The sequence below is a fragment of the Agromyces italicus DSM 16388 genome, from assembly GCF_000421545.1.
In the GTDB taxonomy this organism is placed as follows: domain Bacteria; phylum Actinomycetota; class Actinomycetes; order Actinomycetales; family Microbacteriaceae; genus Agromyces; species Agromyces italicus.
In genome coordinates this window covers 235,761-250,348 of the sequence record NZ_ATXF01000004.1, presented here as the reverse complement: position 1 = coordinate 250,348, position 14,588 = coordinate 235,761, and the positions used below count along the sequence as shown (strand labels likewise).

At 69.6% G+C, this 14,588-nt stretch carries 15 protein-coding genes and 4 tRNA genes; 4 read left to right on the top strand and 15 right to left on the bottom strand.

What is annotated here, in order from left to right; translation table 11 throughout:
* Positions 1 to 12: 12 nt before the first annotated feature.
* From ruvB to pdxS, 8 genes are all read right to left on the bottom strand, one after another.
* A complete protein-coding gene (ruvB, locus tag H516_RS0101595) occupies positions 13 to 1,053 on the bottom strand; it encodes a Holliday junction branch migration DNA helicase RuvB (RefSeq protein WP_022887976.1) in 1,041 nt (346 codons plus the stop codon).
* A complete protein-coding gene (ruvA, locus tag H516_RS0101590) occupies positions 1,050 to 1,670 on the bottom strand; it encodes a Holliday junction branch migration protein RuvA (protein WP_022887975.1) in 621 nt (206 codons plus the stop codon). The genes ruvB and ruvA overlap by 4 nt, the downstream gene beginning before the upstream one ends.
* Positions 1,667 to 2,296, bottom strand: a complete 630-nt coding sequence (gene ruvC / locus H516_RS0101585; protein ID WP_022887974.1) for a crossover junction endodeoxyribonuclease RuvC — start codon at positions 2,294 to 2,296, stop codon at positions 1,667 to 1,669. Before ruvC ends, ruvA begins: the two co-directional genes overlap by 4 nt.
* 10 nt (positions 2,297 to 2,306) lie before the next feature.
* Positions 2,307 to 3,062 carry a YebC/PmpR family DNA-binding transcriptional regulator gene (locus H516_RS0101580; RefSeq protein WP_022887973.1) on the bottom strand — a complete coding sequence of 252 codons (756 nt, stop codon included), beginning with the start codon at positions 3,060 to 3,062 and terminating at the stop codon, positions 2,307 to 2,309.
* A 106-nt stretch (positions 3,063 to 3,168) separates the two neighbouring features.
* Positions 3,169 to 3,708: a DUF1697 domain-containing protein gene (locus tag H516_RS0101575; RefSeq protein WP_022887972.1), complete on the bottom strand. Its 540-nt coding sequence runs from the start codon at positions 3,706 to 3,708 to the stop codon at positions 3,169 to 3,171.
* A 60-nt stretch (positions 3,709 to 3,768) separates the two neighbouring features.
* The gene (locus H516_RS0101570; RefSeq protein ID WP_022887971.1) at positions 3,769 to 4,482 is read right to left on the bottom strand and encodes a hemerythrin domain-containing protein; all 714 of its coding nucleotides are present in this window, start codon (positions 4,480 to 4,482) and stop codon (positions 3,769 to 3,771) included.
* Positions 4,483 to 4,577: 95 nt separating this feature from the next.
* Positions 4,578 to 5,225, bottom strand: coding sequence for a pyridoxal 5'-phosphate synthase glutaminase subunit PdxT (gene pdxT, locus H516_RS22470; RefSeq protein WP_022887970.1), 648 nt, complete (start codon positions 5,223 to 5,225; stop codon positions 4,578 to 4,580).
* Positions 5,222 to 6,112, bottom strand: coding sequence for a pyridoxal 5'-phosphate synthase lyase subunit PdxS (pdxS, locus tag H516_RS22465; RefSeq protein WP_022887969.1), 891 nt, complete (start codon positions 6,110 to 6,112; stop codon positions 5,222 to 5,224). Before pdxS ends, pdxT begins: the two co-directional genes overlap by 4 nt.
* Before the next feature lie 80 nt (positions 6,113 to 6,192).
* Between pdxS and H516_RS0101555 the strand changes: the two genes are divergently transcribed.
* Together H516_RS0101555 and pdxY are read left to right on the top strand one after the other, a co-directional pair.
* Positions 6,193 to 7,572, top strand: coding sequence for an aminotransferase class I/II-fold pyridoxal phosphate-dependent enzyme (locus tag H516_RS0101555; protein WP_022887968.1), 1,380 nt, complete (start codon positions 6,193 to 6,195; stop codon positions 7,570 to 7,572).
* Entirely contained in the window at positions 7,569 to 8,420 is an 852-nt protein-coding gene (gene pdxY, locus H516_RS0101550; protein ID WP_022887967.1) for a pyridoxal kinase PdxY, read from the top strand. Before H516_RS0101555 ends, pdxY begins: the two co-directional genes overlap by 4 nt.
* Before the next feature lie 90 nt (positions 8,421 to 8,510).
* Here the strand turns inward: pdxY and H516_RS0101545 are convergent, their stop codons facing one another.
* The 5 genes from H516_RS0101545 to H516_RS0101525 form a co-directional block, all read right to left on the bottom strand.
* Positions 8,511 to 9,092 (bottom strand): HIT family protein, encoded by a 582-nt coding sequence (locus tag H516_RS0101545; RefSeq protein ID WP_022887966.1) that lies wholly within the window; start codon positions 9,090 to 9,092, stop codon positions 8,511 to 8,513.
* Entirely contained in the window at positions 9,089 to 11,023 is a 1,935-nt protein-coding gene (gene thrS, locus H516_RS0101540) for a threonine--tRNA ligase (protein WP_245561706.1), read from the bottom strand. Before thrS ends, H516_RS0101545 begins: the two co-directional genes overlap by 4 nt.
* 385 nt (positions 11,024 to 11,408) lie before the next feature.
* Positions 11,409 to 11,483: transfer RNA gene (locus tag H516_RS0101535), tRNA-Val, on the bottom strand.
* 25 nt (positions 11,484 to 11,508) lie between these two features.
* Positions 11,509 to 11,582, bottom strand: a tRNA-Cys gene (locus tag H516_RS0101530).
* 57 nt (positions 11,583 to 11,639) lie between these two features.
* A tRNA-Gly gene (locus H516_RS0101525) sits at positions 11,640 to 11,711 on the bottom strand.
* A gap of 240 nt (positions 11,712 to 11,951) precedes the next feature.
* Here H516_RS0101525 and H516_RS0101520 point away from each other — a divergent pair.
* Both H516_RS0101520 and H516_RS0101515 read left to right on the top strand, forming a co-directional pair.
* Positions 11,952 to 12,024: transfer RNA gene (locus H516_RS0101520), tRNA-Val, on the top strand.
* A 159-nt stretch (positions 12,025 to 12,183) separates the two neighbouring features.
* Positions 12,184 to 12,543 carry a VOC family protein gene (locus tag H516_RS0101515; protein WP_022887964.1) on the top strand — a complete coding sequence of 120 codons (360 nt, stop codon included), beginning with the start codon at positions 12,184 to 12,186 and terminating at the stop codon, positions 12,541 to 12,543.
* A 59-nt stretch (positions 12,544 to 12,602) separates the two neighbouring features.
* Here the strand turns inward: H516_RS0101515 and H516_RS17685 are convergent, their stop codons facing one another.
* Both H516_RS17685 and H516_RS0101505 read right to left on the bottom strand, forming a co-directional pair.
* Entirely contained in the window at positions 12,603 to 13,190 is a 588-nt protein-coding gene (locus H516_RS17685) for a type II toxin-antitoxin system PemK/MazF family toxin (protein WP_022887963.1), read from the bottom strand.
* Between the two features lie 43 nt (positions 13,191 to 13,233).
* Entirely contained in the window at positions 13,234 to 14,496 is a 1,263-nt protein-coding gene (locus H516_RS0101505; RefSeq protein WP_022887962.1) for an ammonium transporter, read from the bottom strand.
* Positions 14,497 to 14,588: the final 92 nt, after the last annotated feature.

Sequence of the window (14,588 nt, the reverse complement as noted above, 5' to 3'; positions counted from 1 at the left end):
AGCCTCAATGGATTATAGGTCATCGATCGGAAGCGCCGCTGCGGCGTCGGGGGCACCTTCGGCGAGGCCGAAGTGGCGCCACGCTGCGGGCGTCGCGACGCGCCCGCGCGGGGTGCGCGTGATGAGCCCGATGCGCACGAGGAACGGCTCGACGACCGCCTCGATCGTCTCCGCCTCTTCTCCGACGGAGACGGCGAGCGTGTTCAGCCCGACCGGGCCGCCGCCGAACCGGGTGAGGATCGTCTCCATCACGGCGCGGTCGAGCCGGTCGAGCCCGAGGGGGTCGACGTCGTAGAGCTCGAGGGCAGCGCGGACGGCCCCGAGATCGGCGCGGCCCGAGTGCACGAGCGCGTAGTCGCGCACGCGCCGCAGCAGCCGGTTGGCGATGCGCGGCGTGCCGCGGCATCGACCCGCGATCTCGGCCAGCGCTGCCCCGTCGGTGTCGAGGCCGAGCATCACGGCCGCGCGCGCGAGCACCTGCTCGAGCTCTGACTCGGCATAGAACTCGAGATGCGCGGTGAAGCCGAATCGGTCGCGGAGCGGGTTCGGCAGGAGGCCTGCGCGCGTCGTCGCACCCACGAGGGTGAAGGGGGCGAGGTCGAGCGGCACCGAGGTGGCCCCGGCGCCCTTGCCGACCATGATGTCGATGCGGAAGTCCTCCATGGCGAGGTAGAGCATCTCTTCAGCCGAGCGCGCCATGCGGTGGATCTCGTCGATGAAGAGCACCTCGCCCGGCACGAGCGAGGAGAGGATCGCAGCGAGATCGCCGGCGTGCTGGATCGCCGGCCCGCTCGACATGCGCAGCGGACGCCCGCCCTCGTGGGCGACGATCATCGCGAGCGTCGTCTTGCCGAGACCGGGGGGCCCGGCGAGCAGGATGTGATCGGGCGTGCGCTGCTGGATGGTCGCAGCGGTGAGGAGGAGCTGCAGCTGGCCGCGCACGCGTGTCTGCCCCACGAACTCCGCGAGGCTGCGGGGGCGGAGCGCTCCCTCGAACGCCAGCTCGGCTTCAGAGGCGAGCTCGGGGTCGGTCGGGTCGTCGGCGAAGTTCACCGGACCCTCCCGCCCTGCTGCGCGGGCCCGAGCCGGGCGAGCGTCAGCCGCAGCATCGTCGGCACCGAGGCGGACTCGACCTCGCCGGCACCGGCGAGCGTCTCGTCGAGGGCCTCGGCGGCGACCCGCTCGGACCACCCGAGGCCGGTGAGCGCCGCGAGCACGCTGTCGGCGACGCCGCCCGAGGCGATGGGAGTGACGGTGCTGCGCACCGCGGGCGGCGCGAGCTTGCCCGCGAGCGAGACGGTGATGAGCTTGGCAGTCTTCGGACCGATGCCGCTGACCTTGCGGAACACGGTGTCGTCGTCGCGGTGCACCGCCTCGGCGACCTGCTCGGGTGAGAGCGAGGAGAGCACGCCGAGTGCCGACTTCGGCCCGACCCCGGTGACGCCGATCAACAACTCGAACACCTCGAGCTCGTCGCGGGTCGCGAAGCCGAAGACCGTGAGCGAGTCTTCGCGCACGATGAGCGAGGTGTGCACCGCCAGCTCGTGGCCCTCACGGCTCGCGAGGACGAGCGCGGGGGTGGTGTTGACCTGGAAGCCGACGCCGCCGACGTCGATGACGACGGAGCTGCCGGCTGCGGCGAGGACGCGCCCGCGGAGGGAGGAGATCACTCCTTCAGCCTACGGGCCGCCCCCGACACCGCCGCGGAGCGCTCCGCGGCGAGCCATGCCCGCTGCGCGGGTGTGAGGCCCGAGGCGTCCGACGACGGTGTCGCGCCGGGCGCGCCGCCGTCCGCCGCCTCACGGATCGCGGTGCCGGCGACGCCACCGGTGCGCCACGCGTGGCAGATCGCGAGCGCGAGCGCGTCGGCGGCGTCGGCGGGTTTCGGCACCGACTCGAGCCCGAGGATGCGCGCGACCATCGCCCCGACCTGCTTCTTGTCTGCGCGCCCGTACCCGGTGATGGCGGCCTTCACCTCGGACGGCGTGTGCAGCGCGACGGGCAGTTCGCGGCGCGCGGCGATGAGCATTGCGACGCCCGAGATCTGCGCCGTGCCCATGATCGTCGACACATCGGATCGGGCGAACACCCGCTCGAGCGCGACCGCCTGCGGGCGGTGCTCGTCGAAGATCGCCTCGAGCCCGTCGGCGATCCTGGCGAGTCGCCGCTCGATGGGCGCGTCGGCCGGCGAACGCAGCACGACGACGTCGACGAGCTTCGCCGTGCGGTTCGGCGAGACGTCGACCACGCCGACGCCGCAGCGGGTGAGCCCGGGGTCGATGCCGAGCACCCGCACGGCGATCGGCCTACTCCGCTTCGAGCTCGGCCTGCACCTCGGGGGTGAGGTCGAAGTTGCTGTAGACGTTCTGCACGTCGTCGGAGTCTTCGAGCGCATCGATGAGGCGGAACACCTTGCGGGCCGTCTCGGCGTCGATCTCGACCTTCAGGTTCGGCACGAACTCGATGTCGGCCGACTCGTAGTCGAGCCCGGCCTCCTGCAGCGCCTTGCGAACCTCGACCATGTCGGACGGGTCGGTGACGACCTCGAAGCCCTGCGCGTGCGGTTCGATCTCTTCGGCGCCGGCCTCGAGGGCGGCCATCATGACGTCGTCTTCGGTCGTGCCCTCGCCCGAGACGACGATGACGCCCTTCCGGGTGAAGTTGTACGCCACCGACCCCGGGTCGGCGAGCGTGCCGCCGTTGCGGTTCAGCCCAGTGCGGACCTCTGCGGCGGCGCGGTTCTTGTTGTCGGTGAGCACCTCGACCATGAGGGCCACACCCGACGGGCCGTACGCCTCGTACGTGATGCTGAGGTACTCGACGGCCTCGCCGCCGATGCCGGCGCCGCGCTTGATCGCGCGCTCGATGTTGTCGTTCGGAACCGAGGTCTTCTTGGCCTTCTGCACCGCGTCGTACAGGGTCGGGTTGCCGTTCAGGTCGGCGCCGCCGAGCTTGGCCGCGACCTCGATGTTCTTGATGAGCTTCGCGAACGACTTCGCACGGCGCGAATCGATGATCGCCTTCTTGTGCTTGGTCGTCGCCCACTTGGAATGCCCGGACATGACTCTCCTGTATCCGCTTCTCGACGGGTCCGCCCGCCGAGAGCCCATTCTAGACGAGCGCGACGACCGCGCTCGGGTGTCGGCCGGATGCCTCGTGCCCGATCTGCTACCCGAGCACCTTGACCAAGGTGCGGAGGTTGCGGTTGGTGGTGGTGGGTCTGTACTGCGCTTTCGCGAGTAGCTTCGCGAACGGCGTGTCGACCGTCGTGCCCTTCACGGGGTTCCAGTACACGACACCCTCGCCGCGCGCGATCGGATCGACCGCGTCGTCGAGGTCGAGTTCACGGGCCGAGGCGAGGAGCTCGTCGAGCACCTCGCCCGACGAGCCGAAGATCACCCACGGCTGCCGGGACTCGTCGGCGGCGTCGAACGGGAACGCCTCGACGGCCCGCTCGAGCTCGGCGCGAGTGACGAGCACCACCCACGCCTCGTACCCGAAGCGGTCGGAGAGCGCGCGTTCGACCCGCGATTTCAGCACCGGGGCCTCCGCAGCGCCGTCGTCGCTCGCGAAGACGACGTTGCCGCTCGCGAGCACCGTTCGAACCCCGTCGAAGTCGAGCTCTCGGAAGAGCGCCGCGAGTTCGGCGGACCTGATCGTCACGCCGCCGACGTTGACCCCGCGGAGCAGGGCGGTCCATTCGGTCATGGGCGCGAGCGTAGCGCGGTCCGCCGACATGCGAGAGGTGGATGCCCCGACCGCCGACGCTCAGACGAGCGCAGGCATGCCCTCCGGGAAGAGCGACCGCTGCCATGCCGTGTACTTGCGGCGCATGAGGAGCGACCAGAGCGCCCGGATGGGCAACGGCAGGTTCTCGTGCAGCCACTGGTCTCGCTCGCCGGCCGGCATCGCGTCGAGCATGAGCCCCATCTGCACGGGCATCGTCTCCTTCGGGAACGCGCCGCGGGCGTGCTCGCCGATCTCGTCCCATTCTGCCTGGGTGAACACTCTAGCGACGATCGGCACGATGTCGGCCTCCTCCCGCCCGAGATGCACACCGAGGGTCGTGCCGATCGCGTCGAGGGCGTCGGCGAGTCGTTCACCCACGGCGGAATCGGCCGTCGTACGCCAGTCGGCGAGGAGCGCGTCGGCGACGTCGAGCAGTTCGGCGACCTGCGCGTGCTGCGCCTTCATGACGTCGACGTGCAGCGCGCAGCCCGGCTCGCGCCGCTCGAGCTTGTCCCAGATGAACCGGTCTTCGCCCTCGTGGTGGATGTGCAGGGCCTTGTCGATGAGCTCCACGGCTGCGGCGACGGTCTCGGCCCGCTCGAGATCGCCGGCGGGCACGGCCCGCACGAGGACGGGCATCTCGCGAAAACCCCATCGGAAGATGCGATGCACGAGAAGGATGTCGGCGGTGTCGCAACCGGCTTCGTCAACGGCTCGGCCGTCGACGCCGGTGCTCGGCAGTCGCTTGGTCATCCTGAGACCGTAGATCCACCGGGAGGCCGGCGGAATCGGTGCTCGCACTGAGCGGAGGCCCCCATTTCGCGGGACGCGCCTCTGGTATCGAGTGCTCAGCTGCGGGCGCGAGCGCGCACCTTCGACAGGAAGTACTCGTGGAAGCGGTGCTCGCCCGTGATCTCGGGGTGGAAGCTGGTGCCGAGGAGGTTCCCCTGCTCGACGGCGACGACACGCCCGTCGGCGAGCGAGGCCAGCACCGTGGCATCCGGCCCCACCGACTCGACGACCGGCCCGCGGATGAACACGGCGCGCACCGGCGCGACGCCGAGTGCCGGCACGTCGAGCTCGGTCTCGAACGACTGGTTCTGCGAGCCGAAGGCGTTGCGGCGCACGACGACGTCGAGCCCGCCGAGCGACTGCTGCCCGGCGATCGCGTCGAGCAGCGTGTCGGCGAGCATGATCAGTCCGGCGCAGGTGCCGTAGACGGGCAGGCCCCCCGCGATCGCCTCCCGAAGGGGGCCGGCGAGCCCGAAGGTGCGCGAGAGCTTGTCGATCACGCTCGACTCGCCGCCCGGGATGACGAGCCCGTCGACGGCCGCGAGCTCCGTGGGCCGGCGCACGAGCGAGACCTCGGCGCCGAGACCGGCGAGCACGTGGGCGTGCTCGCGGAAGTCGCCCTGCAGGGCGAGGACGCCGACGCGGGGGCCGGACGCAGCCCGCTCCCCCGCGCCGACGGACTCCTCGCGGAGGGTGGTCGTCACCAGCCGCGCTCGGCCAGGCGGTGCGGCGCCGCGAGGTCGGCGACGTTGATGCCCACCATGGCCTCGCCGAGGCCGCGCGAGACGTCGGCGATGACCGCGGGGTCGTCGTAGAAGGTCGTCGCCTTGACGACGGCCGCCGCGCGGGCCTCTGGGTTGCCCGACTTGAAGATGCCCGAGCCCACGAAGACGCCGTCGGCGCCGAGCTGCATCATCATCGCGGCATCGGCCGGGGTGGCCACGCCGCCCGCGACGAAGAGCACGACGGGGAGTTTGCCGGTCTCGGCGACCTCGAGCACGAGCTCGTAGGGGGCCTGCAGCTCTTTCGCGGCGACGTAGAGCTCGTCGCGGGTCATCGACTTCAGCTGGTTGATCTCGGAGGAGATCTTGCGGATGTGCTTCGTCGCCTCGGAGACGTCGCCGGTGCCGGCCTCGCCCTTCGAACGGATCATCGCCGCACCCTCGTTGATGCGCCGGAGCGCCTCGCCCAGGTTCGTCGCGCCGCAGACGAAGGGGGTGTTGAACGACCACTTGTCGATGTGGTTGACGTAGTCGGCCGGCGAGAGCACCTCGGACTCGTCGATGTAGTCGACGTCGAGCGCCTGCAGCACCTGCGCCTCGACGAAGTGGCCGATGCGCGCCTTCGCCATGACGGGGATCGACACCTCGGCGATGATCGCGTCGATGAGGTCGGGGTCGCTCATGCGGGCGACGCCGCCCTGCGAGCGGATGTCGGCGGGAACCCGCTCGAGCGCCATCACGGCGACGGCGCCGGCGTCCTCGGCGATGCGGGCCTGTTCGGGCGTGACGACGTCCATGATGACGCCGCCCTTCAGCATCTCGGCCAGGCCGCGCTTCACGCGGCTCGAGCCCGTCTCGGGTACGGTCACAAGGAATCCTCTCGGAGGGCGCTGGGACGTTGCGCAACGATCCGGACAATAGAGATGTTTGTCCTAGGCCAAAAGATAGCATGGTCGAAGACACGAGGAAGGACGGTGCCGAGATCATCGACATCGAGGGCCGCTCGGCGGCCGAGATCGCCGAGAGCCTGCGCACGCTCATCGAGCGCGGCGCGCTGCGCCAGGGCGACGCGCTCCCGCCCGTCCGCGCGCTGGCCGAACAGCTGGGCGTCAACCGCAACACCGCCGTCTCGGCATATCGGCTGCTCACGAACGCCGGAATCGTCGTCACCCTCGGCCGCGGTGGCACCCGTGTCGCGGGCACCGCGGCGGTCGCGCAGGAGGGATTCGCCGCCGACACGGCGTTGCGCGACCTCGGCACCGGAAACCCCGACGCCTCGTTCATCCCCGATCCGTCGGGCGTCCTGGCGAGCATCGCGCGCCGCCCCGTCCTCTACGGCGAACCCGTCATCGACCCCGACCTCGAACGCTCCGCGCGCGCGTGGATGAGCGCCGACCTGCCCGAGGGCACTCCCCTGCGCCTCACGGTGACGAGCGGAGCGGCCGACGCCGTCGAGCGACTGCTCGCGCAGGCCCTCACCCGCGACGACGCCGTCGCCCTCGAGGACCCGTGCTTCCTCACGAGCATCCACACGGTGCGCGTCGCCGGCTACCGCCCGGTTCCCGTGCCCGTCGACGAGGAGGGCATGACCGTCGCGGGGCTCCGCGCCGCCCTCGCGCAGGGGGTGCGCGCCGTCATCTGCACCCCGCGGGCGCAGAACCCGACCGGCGCGAGTCTCACCGCCGGCCGGGCGGCCGCGCTGCGAGCGGTGCTCGCGGAGCATCCCTATGTGCTCGTCATCGAGGACGACCACTACTCGCTCCTCTCGCGGCAGCCGCACCACTCGCTCATCGGCGCCGAACACCGACGGTGGGCGCTCGTGCGCTCGGTCTCGAAATTCCTCGGGCCCGACATGTGCCTCGCCGTCACCGCCTCCGACCCCGAGACCGCCGACCGCCTCGCGATGCGACTCACGCCCGGCACGACCTGGGTGAGCCACCTGCTGCAACGGCTCGTCCACGCCCTCGCGACCGACCCGGAAGTGGCGGCCGGCATTCGCGCCGCGGGTGAGCACTACGCGACCCGCAACGCCGCGTTCGCAGCATTGCTCACCGCCGAGGGGCTGCCCACCGCTCCCGGCGACGGGCTCAACGTCTGGGTCCCCCTCGAGGCGCCGGCGCGCGCGGTCTCCGAACAGCTCATGCGACGCGGATGGCTCGTTCGACCGGGTGACGAGTTCGCACTGGGCGACCACGGGGCATCCGAGCGCCTGCGGCTCACCGTGCACGAACTCGACGACGCCGAGCAGCGGCGATTGGTCGCCGACCTCGGCGCCTCGGTGCGCGCGGTGCGCGCCGCGCGCGAGCGAAGTGCGATGATCGATCGGTGAAGATTCTCTCGATCCAGTCGGCGGTGGCGTACGGCCACGTCGGCAACTCCGCCGCCGTCTTCCCCCTTCAGCGCATCGGCGTCGAGGTGCTGCCCGTGTACACGGTCAACTTCTCGAACCACACCGGCTACGGCGCATGGCGCGGACCGCACATCGCCCCCGACGACGTGCGCGAGGTGATCGCCGGCATCGAGGACCGCGGAGTGCTCGGCGAGATCGACGTCGTGCTCTCGGGCTACCAGGGCGGCGAGGGCATCGCCGACGTCATCCTCGAGGCCGTCGCGAAGGTCAAGTCCGCGAATCCCACCGCGATCTACGCGTGCGACCCCGTCATGGGCAACGCGAAGTCCGGATGCTTCGTGGCCCCCGCCATCCCCGTGCTGCTGCGCGAGCGAGTGGTGCCCGCAGCCGACCTCATCACGCCGAACCAGTTCGAGCTCGGCTATCTGACGGGAACCGAACCCGACACGCTCGAGTCGACGCTCGCCTCGGTCGATCTCGCCCGCACCGGCGGCCCGAGCACGGTGCTCGTGACGAGCGTCGAGCGCCCCGAGCGCGAGGAGGGCACGATCGAGATGCTCGCCGTCGACGAGCACGGCGCCTGGATCGTGCAGACCCCGCGCCTGCCGATGAAGGCGAACGGCTCGGGGGATGTCACCGCCGCCCTCTTCACGGCGCACTACCGTGCCACGGGCGACGCGGCCGAAGCCCTCGCACGCACGACCTCGAGCGTGTTCGACCTGCTCACCCGCACCCACGAGTCGGGCGAGCGCGAGCTGCAGCTCGTCGAGTCGCAGGAGTTCTACGCCCACCCGCGCATGCAGTTCGCGGTGCGACAGGTGCGCTGAGCGCGACCTCCGACGGTCGAGTAGCGAAGCGTATCGAGACCATTTCCGTGGTCTCGATACGCGCTCCGCGCTACTCGCCCGACTTCGGCGCTACTCGGCCTTCGGCCAGGCCTCGGCGATCTCCTGACGCACCTCGCCGAGCAGCCGAGGCAGCGCCTTCGTGCCGGCGATGATCGGGAAGAAGTTCGAGTCGAGCGCCCACCGCGGCACGATGTGCTGATGCAGGTGCTCGGCGATGCCGGCGCCCGCGATCCGTCCCTGGTTCATGCCGATGTTGAAGCCGTCGCAGTGCGAGACCTCCTTCACGACCCGCATCGCGATCTGGGTGAGCAGCCCGATCTCGGCGACCTCTTCAGGGCTCGCCTCGTCGTAGGTCGCGATGTGGCGGTACGGGCAGACCAGCAGGTGCCCGCTGTTGTACGGATACAGGTTCAGCAGGACGTAGGCGTGCTCGCCGCGCGCCACGATGAGCGACTGCTCGTCGCTCATCTCGGGGGCGCGGCAGAACGGGCACGAGTGCTCGTCGGGCTGCTGGCCGTGCTGGATGTAGACGAGTCGATGCGGGGTCCAGAGCCGCTGGAACGCGTCGGGCACGCCCGCGAGATCGGCCGAGGCATCCGTCGGAACACCCTCGAACTCGCCGGACCCGTAGCTCGCCCCGTCACCGGTCATGCGAACAGGTCGTCCCTCGTGTTCACCTGCAGGCGCTCGGCGATCGCGCCGCGCACCTTCTCGATCGCCGCGTTGATCGGCACACCGTTCTCTTGAGTGCCGTCGCGGAAGCGGAAGCTCACCGTCTCGGCCGAACGATCGTTCTCGCCCGCGATGAGCTGGAGCGGCACCTTCTGCGTGGTGTGCGTGCGGATCTTCTTCTGCATGCGGTCGTCGCTCACGTCGAGGTCGGCGCGCACGCCGAAGCCCTTCAGCTGCTCGATGATCGCGCCGAGGTACGGCGAGTACTCGTCGGCCACGGGGATGCCGACGACCTGCACCGGTGCGAGCCACACCGGGAACGCGCCCGCGTAGTGCTCGAGGAGGATCGCGAAGAACCGCTCGATCGATCCGAAGAGTGCCCGGTGGATCATGATCGGACGCTTCTTCTGTCCGTCGCGGTCGGTGAACTCGAGGTCGAACCGTTCGGGCAGGTTCGGATCGACCTGCACGGTCGACAGCTGCCAGGTGCGGCCGATCGCATCTCGGGTTTTCAGGTCGATCTTCGGGCCGTAGAAGGCCGCCTCTCCGGGCATCTCGGTGAGCTTCAACCCGCTCGCGCGGGCGACGTTGCGCAACGCGTTCGTCGAGTACTCCCAGAACTCGTCCGAGCCGATCCACTTCTCCTTCTCGTCGTCGCGCATCGAGAGCTCGAGCTCGAAGTCGTCGAGGCCGAAGTCGCGCAGCATCGAGATGACGAAGTCGATGACCTTCGTCGCCTCCTCCTCGAGTTGCTCGGGGGTGACGAAGAGATGCGAGTCGTCCTGGGTGAAGCCGCGCACGCGCGTGAGGCCGTGCAGCGCGCCCGAGAGCTCGTTGCGGTACACGGTGCCGTTCTCGGCGAGCCGCATCGGCAGGTCGCGGTAGCTGCGTCCGCGCTCCTTGTAGATGAGGATGTGCATCGGGCAGTTCATGGGCTTCAGGTAGTAGTCCTGGCCCTGCTTGGTGATGTTGCCGTCGGCGTCGCGCTCCTCGTCCATGACGATGGGCGGGAACATGCCGTCCTTGTAGGTGATGAGGTGATTCGAGGTGAGGAAGAGGTCTTCCTTCGAGATGTGCGGCGTGTACACGTAGGTGTAGCCGCCCTCGATGTGACGGCGACGGGCGTGCTGCTCCATCTCCATGCGGACGACCCCGCCGCGCGGGTGCCAGACCGAGAGGCCCGAGCCGATCTCCTCGGGGAAGCTGAACAGGTCGAGGTCGCGACCGAGCTTGCGGTGATCGCGCTTCGCCGCTTCCTCGAGGCGGTGCTGGTACGCACGCAGCTCGTCTTTCGTGGGCCACGCGGTGCCGTAGATGCGCTGGAGCTGCGGGTTCTTCTCGGACCCGCGCCAGTATGCGGCGGCGATGCGGGTGAGCGACCAGCCGTTGCCGATCATGCGGGTGTTCGGCAGGTGCGGGCCGCGACAGAGGTCCTTCCAGACCGTCTCGCCGGTCTTCGGGTCGACATTGTCGTAGATCGTGAGTTCGCCGGCGCCGACCTCGACGCTCTCATTGTCGTCGCCCGCCGAGGCCGAGCCTTTGAGCCCGATGAGTTCGAGCTTGTACGGTTCGCTCGCGAGCTCGGCGCGGGCCTCGTCGTCGGTGACGACGCGGCGCATGAAGCGCTGGCCGGCACGGATGATGCGTGCCATCTCTTTGTCGAGCGCCTTGAGGTCGTCGGGGGTGAACGGCGCCGCGACGTCGAAGTCGTAGTAGAAGCCGTCGGTCACCGGCGGGCCGATGCCGAGCTTCGCCTCGGGGTTGATCGACTGCACGGCCTGAGCGAGCACGTGCGCCGCCGAGTGACGGAGGATGTTCAGCCCGTCGTGCGAGTCGATCGTGACCGGCTCGACGACATCGGCGTCGGTCACCGTCGTCGCGAGGTCCTTGAGCTCGCCGTTGACGCGCATCGCGACAACGGAACGGTCGGTGAAGAGCTCGAAGCCGTCAGCCACCTGGATCCACTCCTTGGATTCTCTCGAAACGAACCCTTCAACTGTAGTCGTGCGCGCGCACCGCCCCGCGCCGACCGCCGGCCGCACCGATCCTCCGTCGATCGGGAGTCGAGCGCCCATCGATCGTCCGTCGATCGCGCCGCCCACCCCGAACGGGGGTGTACCCCGCGAGCCCTGATTCGGGGGACAATCCCTGTGGACCGGTCGCTGGCCGGACCACCGGATTCCGGTGAAAGCGAAAGCCGGTCACCGGGATCCGGCCCACTCCCCCTCGACCCACCTCGACGGCGGGGAGATTCGGGGAGACGACGAAAGCCCCGGCTGATGCCGGGGCTCTTGCTGGTGGGCGATACTGGGATCGAACCAGTGACCTCTTCCGTGTCAGGGAAGCGCGCTACCGCTGCGCCAATCGCCCAGGATCGAGGGCGAAGCTCTCGATCTGGAGGTGGATACGGGATTCGAACCCGTGTATACGGCTTTGCAGGCCGCTGCCTCGCCTCTCGGCCAATCCACCGTGTATGGGTTCTCCACCAAAAGAACAGGAATCGGGCTTTCGCCCGACCCTGATCAGAGCGGATGACGAGATTCGAACTCGCGACCCTCACCTTGGCAAGGTGATGCGCTACCACTGCGCCACATCCGCGTTGCTTTCGCATTTCTGCGTGCAGAGAAGACTTTATACACACTTCGGGCGATTCACAAACCGAGCGACCCGCGTTGCTCGTTCGGGCCGGTCAACCCGTCATTCCACCCCACTTTCCCGGGCGTGTCGAGCCCCGGAGTCGCGTCGAGCGCGTCGCTGCTCTCGCTCGATGTGCATTCGTCCTCGATCGTCGGCTAGTATCGAGTCCGCGGTCACCGAGAGGTTCCCGCGAACACCTCAGGGCGATTGGCGCAGCTGGTAGCGCGCTTCCTTCACACGGAAGAGGTCGTCGGTTCGAGCCCGGCATCGCCCACGAAAGCCCCCACTCCACTGGGGGCTTTCCTCGTTTCTCGGAGGGCGCGGCTGAGGCTCGTCGATCCGCCGTACCCAGCCCGCCCGGCCGAATCCCGTTGTGGCCGATCCGAACGCCGACTACCGTGTGCCGTATCCACGCAGTAGGCGAGGGGGAATCATGTCGGGCGAAGTCTCGTTCATCGAGTTCGGAGCTGCGGATGCCATGACTGCACGCAGCTTCTACGGCAAGCTGTTCGGCTGGACGTTCGAGTCGGGGCCGGGCGGGGACGGCTACGCGGTCGCAGGCGCCGGCGTTCCGGCCGGTGTGCACGGCGGCGACCCGGGTGCGTCACCGTACGTCTTCTTCAGGGTCGACGACCTCGACGCCGCGGTCGCCGCAGTCGAACGACTCGGCGGCACGATCGACTCCCTCCCCGGTGGCGATGACGAGGCGACGACGGCCACGTTCGGCGAGTTCCGCCTCTGCCGCGACGACCAGGGGTCGCCGTTCGGACTGCATCGACCACCGCGCGCCTGAAACCGGCCGCCCAGGGCACGAGCGGCCTCGAGCGCGGATCGATTCTCGGCGCGAGCTCGTCACCCCCAGCCGTATCGCGCGTCGAGGGCCTCGACCACGCGGTCGTAGCGCTCGGCGTCGAGCGAGGCCGCCTCACGCCGCATGCCCGCGGCGCGCACGCGGAAGACCCGGTCGATGCGCGCCCAGCTCGGGCGCCCCTCGCCGTCCCAGGCGCCGGGTCCGAGTGCGACGAAGTCCCGGTCGCCGTCGTGCGCCTTGCTCGTGAGCTGCACCGCCAGATAGTCGCCCGCGCCGGATGCCGCGACGACGACGACCGGCCGGTCCTTGCCACGCCCGTCGTTCTCCTCGTAGGGCACCCAGGTCCACACGACCTCGCCGGGATCGGGCTCGCCGTCTCGCGCCGGCGCGTAGCTCAAGCGCACCCCGCGCAGGCGCACCGGGTCGACCTCGATCGTGGCGGACTCCCCCGCCTGCCCAGGAGACGGGGAGTCGGTCGCGGTCGACGGCGACCCAGGGGCATCCGCCGTTCGCGACGCACCCCCTGTCTGCGGCCTCGCCCGGCCGGCCGACGATCGCGACGAACCCGATCCGAACAGGGCTCCGACGGCGCGGGAGAGGGCGGTGAGGAAGCGGCTGGTGTCTGGCACACCGGGCACACTACCCCACCGCCCTCGGGCGTCCGGAGAAGGCTCAGACGGTCTCGAGCTTGTACGCGTCCTCACCGTGCACGACGGTGTCGACGCCGGCGATCTCGTCTTCGTTCGTCACTCGGAAGCCCATCGTCTTCTGGATGATCGTGCCGATGGCGAAGGTCAACACGAAGGAGTACGCGAGCACCGAGATCGCGGCGATCGCCTGCACCGCCAGCTGCGTGAGGTCGCCGCTGTAGATGAGGCCCGTGCCGTTCGCGAAGATGCCGAGGTACAGGGTGCCGATGAGGCCGCCGACGAGGTGGATGCCCACGACGTCGAGCGAGTCGTCGAAGCCGAGCTTGAACTTCAGGTCGATCGCGAGGGCGCAGACCGCACCGGCGACGAGCCCGAGCACGATCGCCCACACCGGCGTCAGCGAGGCGCAGGCGGGAGTGATGGCGACGAGACCGGCGACGGCGCCCGAGGCGGCGCCGACCGAGGTCGGCTTGCCGTCCTTGAGCTTCTCGACGAGGAGCCAGGCGAGCAGGGCCGCGGCGGGAGCCGCGATCGTGTTCACGAAGGCGAGTGCGGCGGTGCCGTCGGCGGCGAGCTCGGAGCCCGCGTTGAAGCCGAACCAGCCGAACCAGAGGAGGCCCGCACCGAGGAGCACGAACGGCGGGTTGTGGGGAACGTGCGCGCCTTTCGAGAAGCCGACGCGCTTGCCGAGCACCAGCGCGAGGGCGAGGGCCGCGGCACCCGCGTTGATGTGCACCGCCGTGCCTCCGGCGAAGTCGATCGCGCCGACACCGAAGAACTCCTGCATGCCGTAGGTGATCCAGCCGCCGTAGGCGAAGCTGCCGTCGTCGGCGAGGCCGAAGTTGAAGACCCAGCTCGCCACCGGGAAGTAGACGATCGTCGCCCAGACGCCGGCGAACACCATCCACGCACCGAACTTCGCACGGTCGGCGATCGCGCCCGAGATGAGGGCGACCGTGAGGATGGCGAACGTCGCCTGGAACGCCACGAAGGCGAGCGGCGGGTACGCGGCGCCCTCTGGGGTCTCGAGGAGGCTCGTGAGGCCGATGGCCGACCAATCGATCGACCAGGGGGCGACGAGGCCATCAGCGCCGGGGAATGCGACGGCGTAGCCGAAGAGCACCCAGAGCACGCCGATGAGGCCCATCGCACCGAAGCTCATCATCATCATGCTGATGACGCTCTTCGCCTTGACGAGGCCGCCGTAGAAGAACGCGAGCCCTGGGGTCATCAGCAGCACCAGGGCTGCGGCGATCAACAGGAACGCGGTGTTGCCTTGATCCATCTCTCGAACCTCTCTCGGATTGCAGGGCGGGGGACCCTGTGCGCCCAAGTTTCACGAGGGGACGTTTCGAGAGGGATCGTGCGATGTTTCCG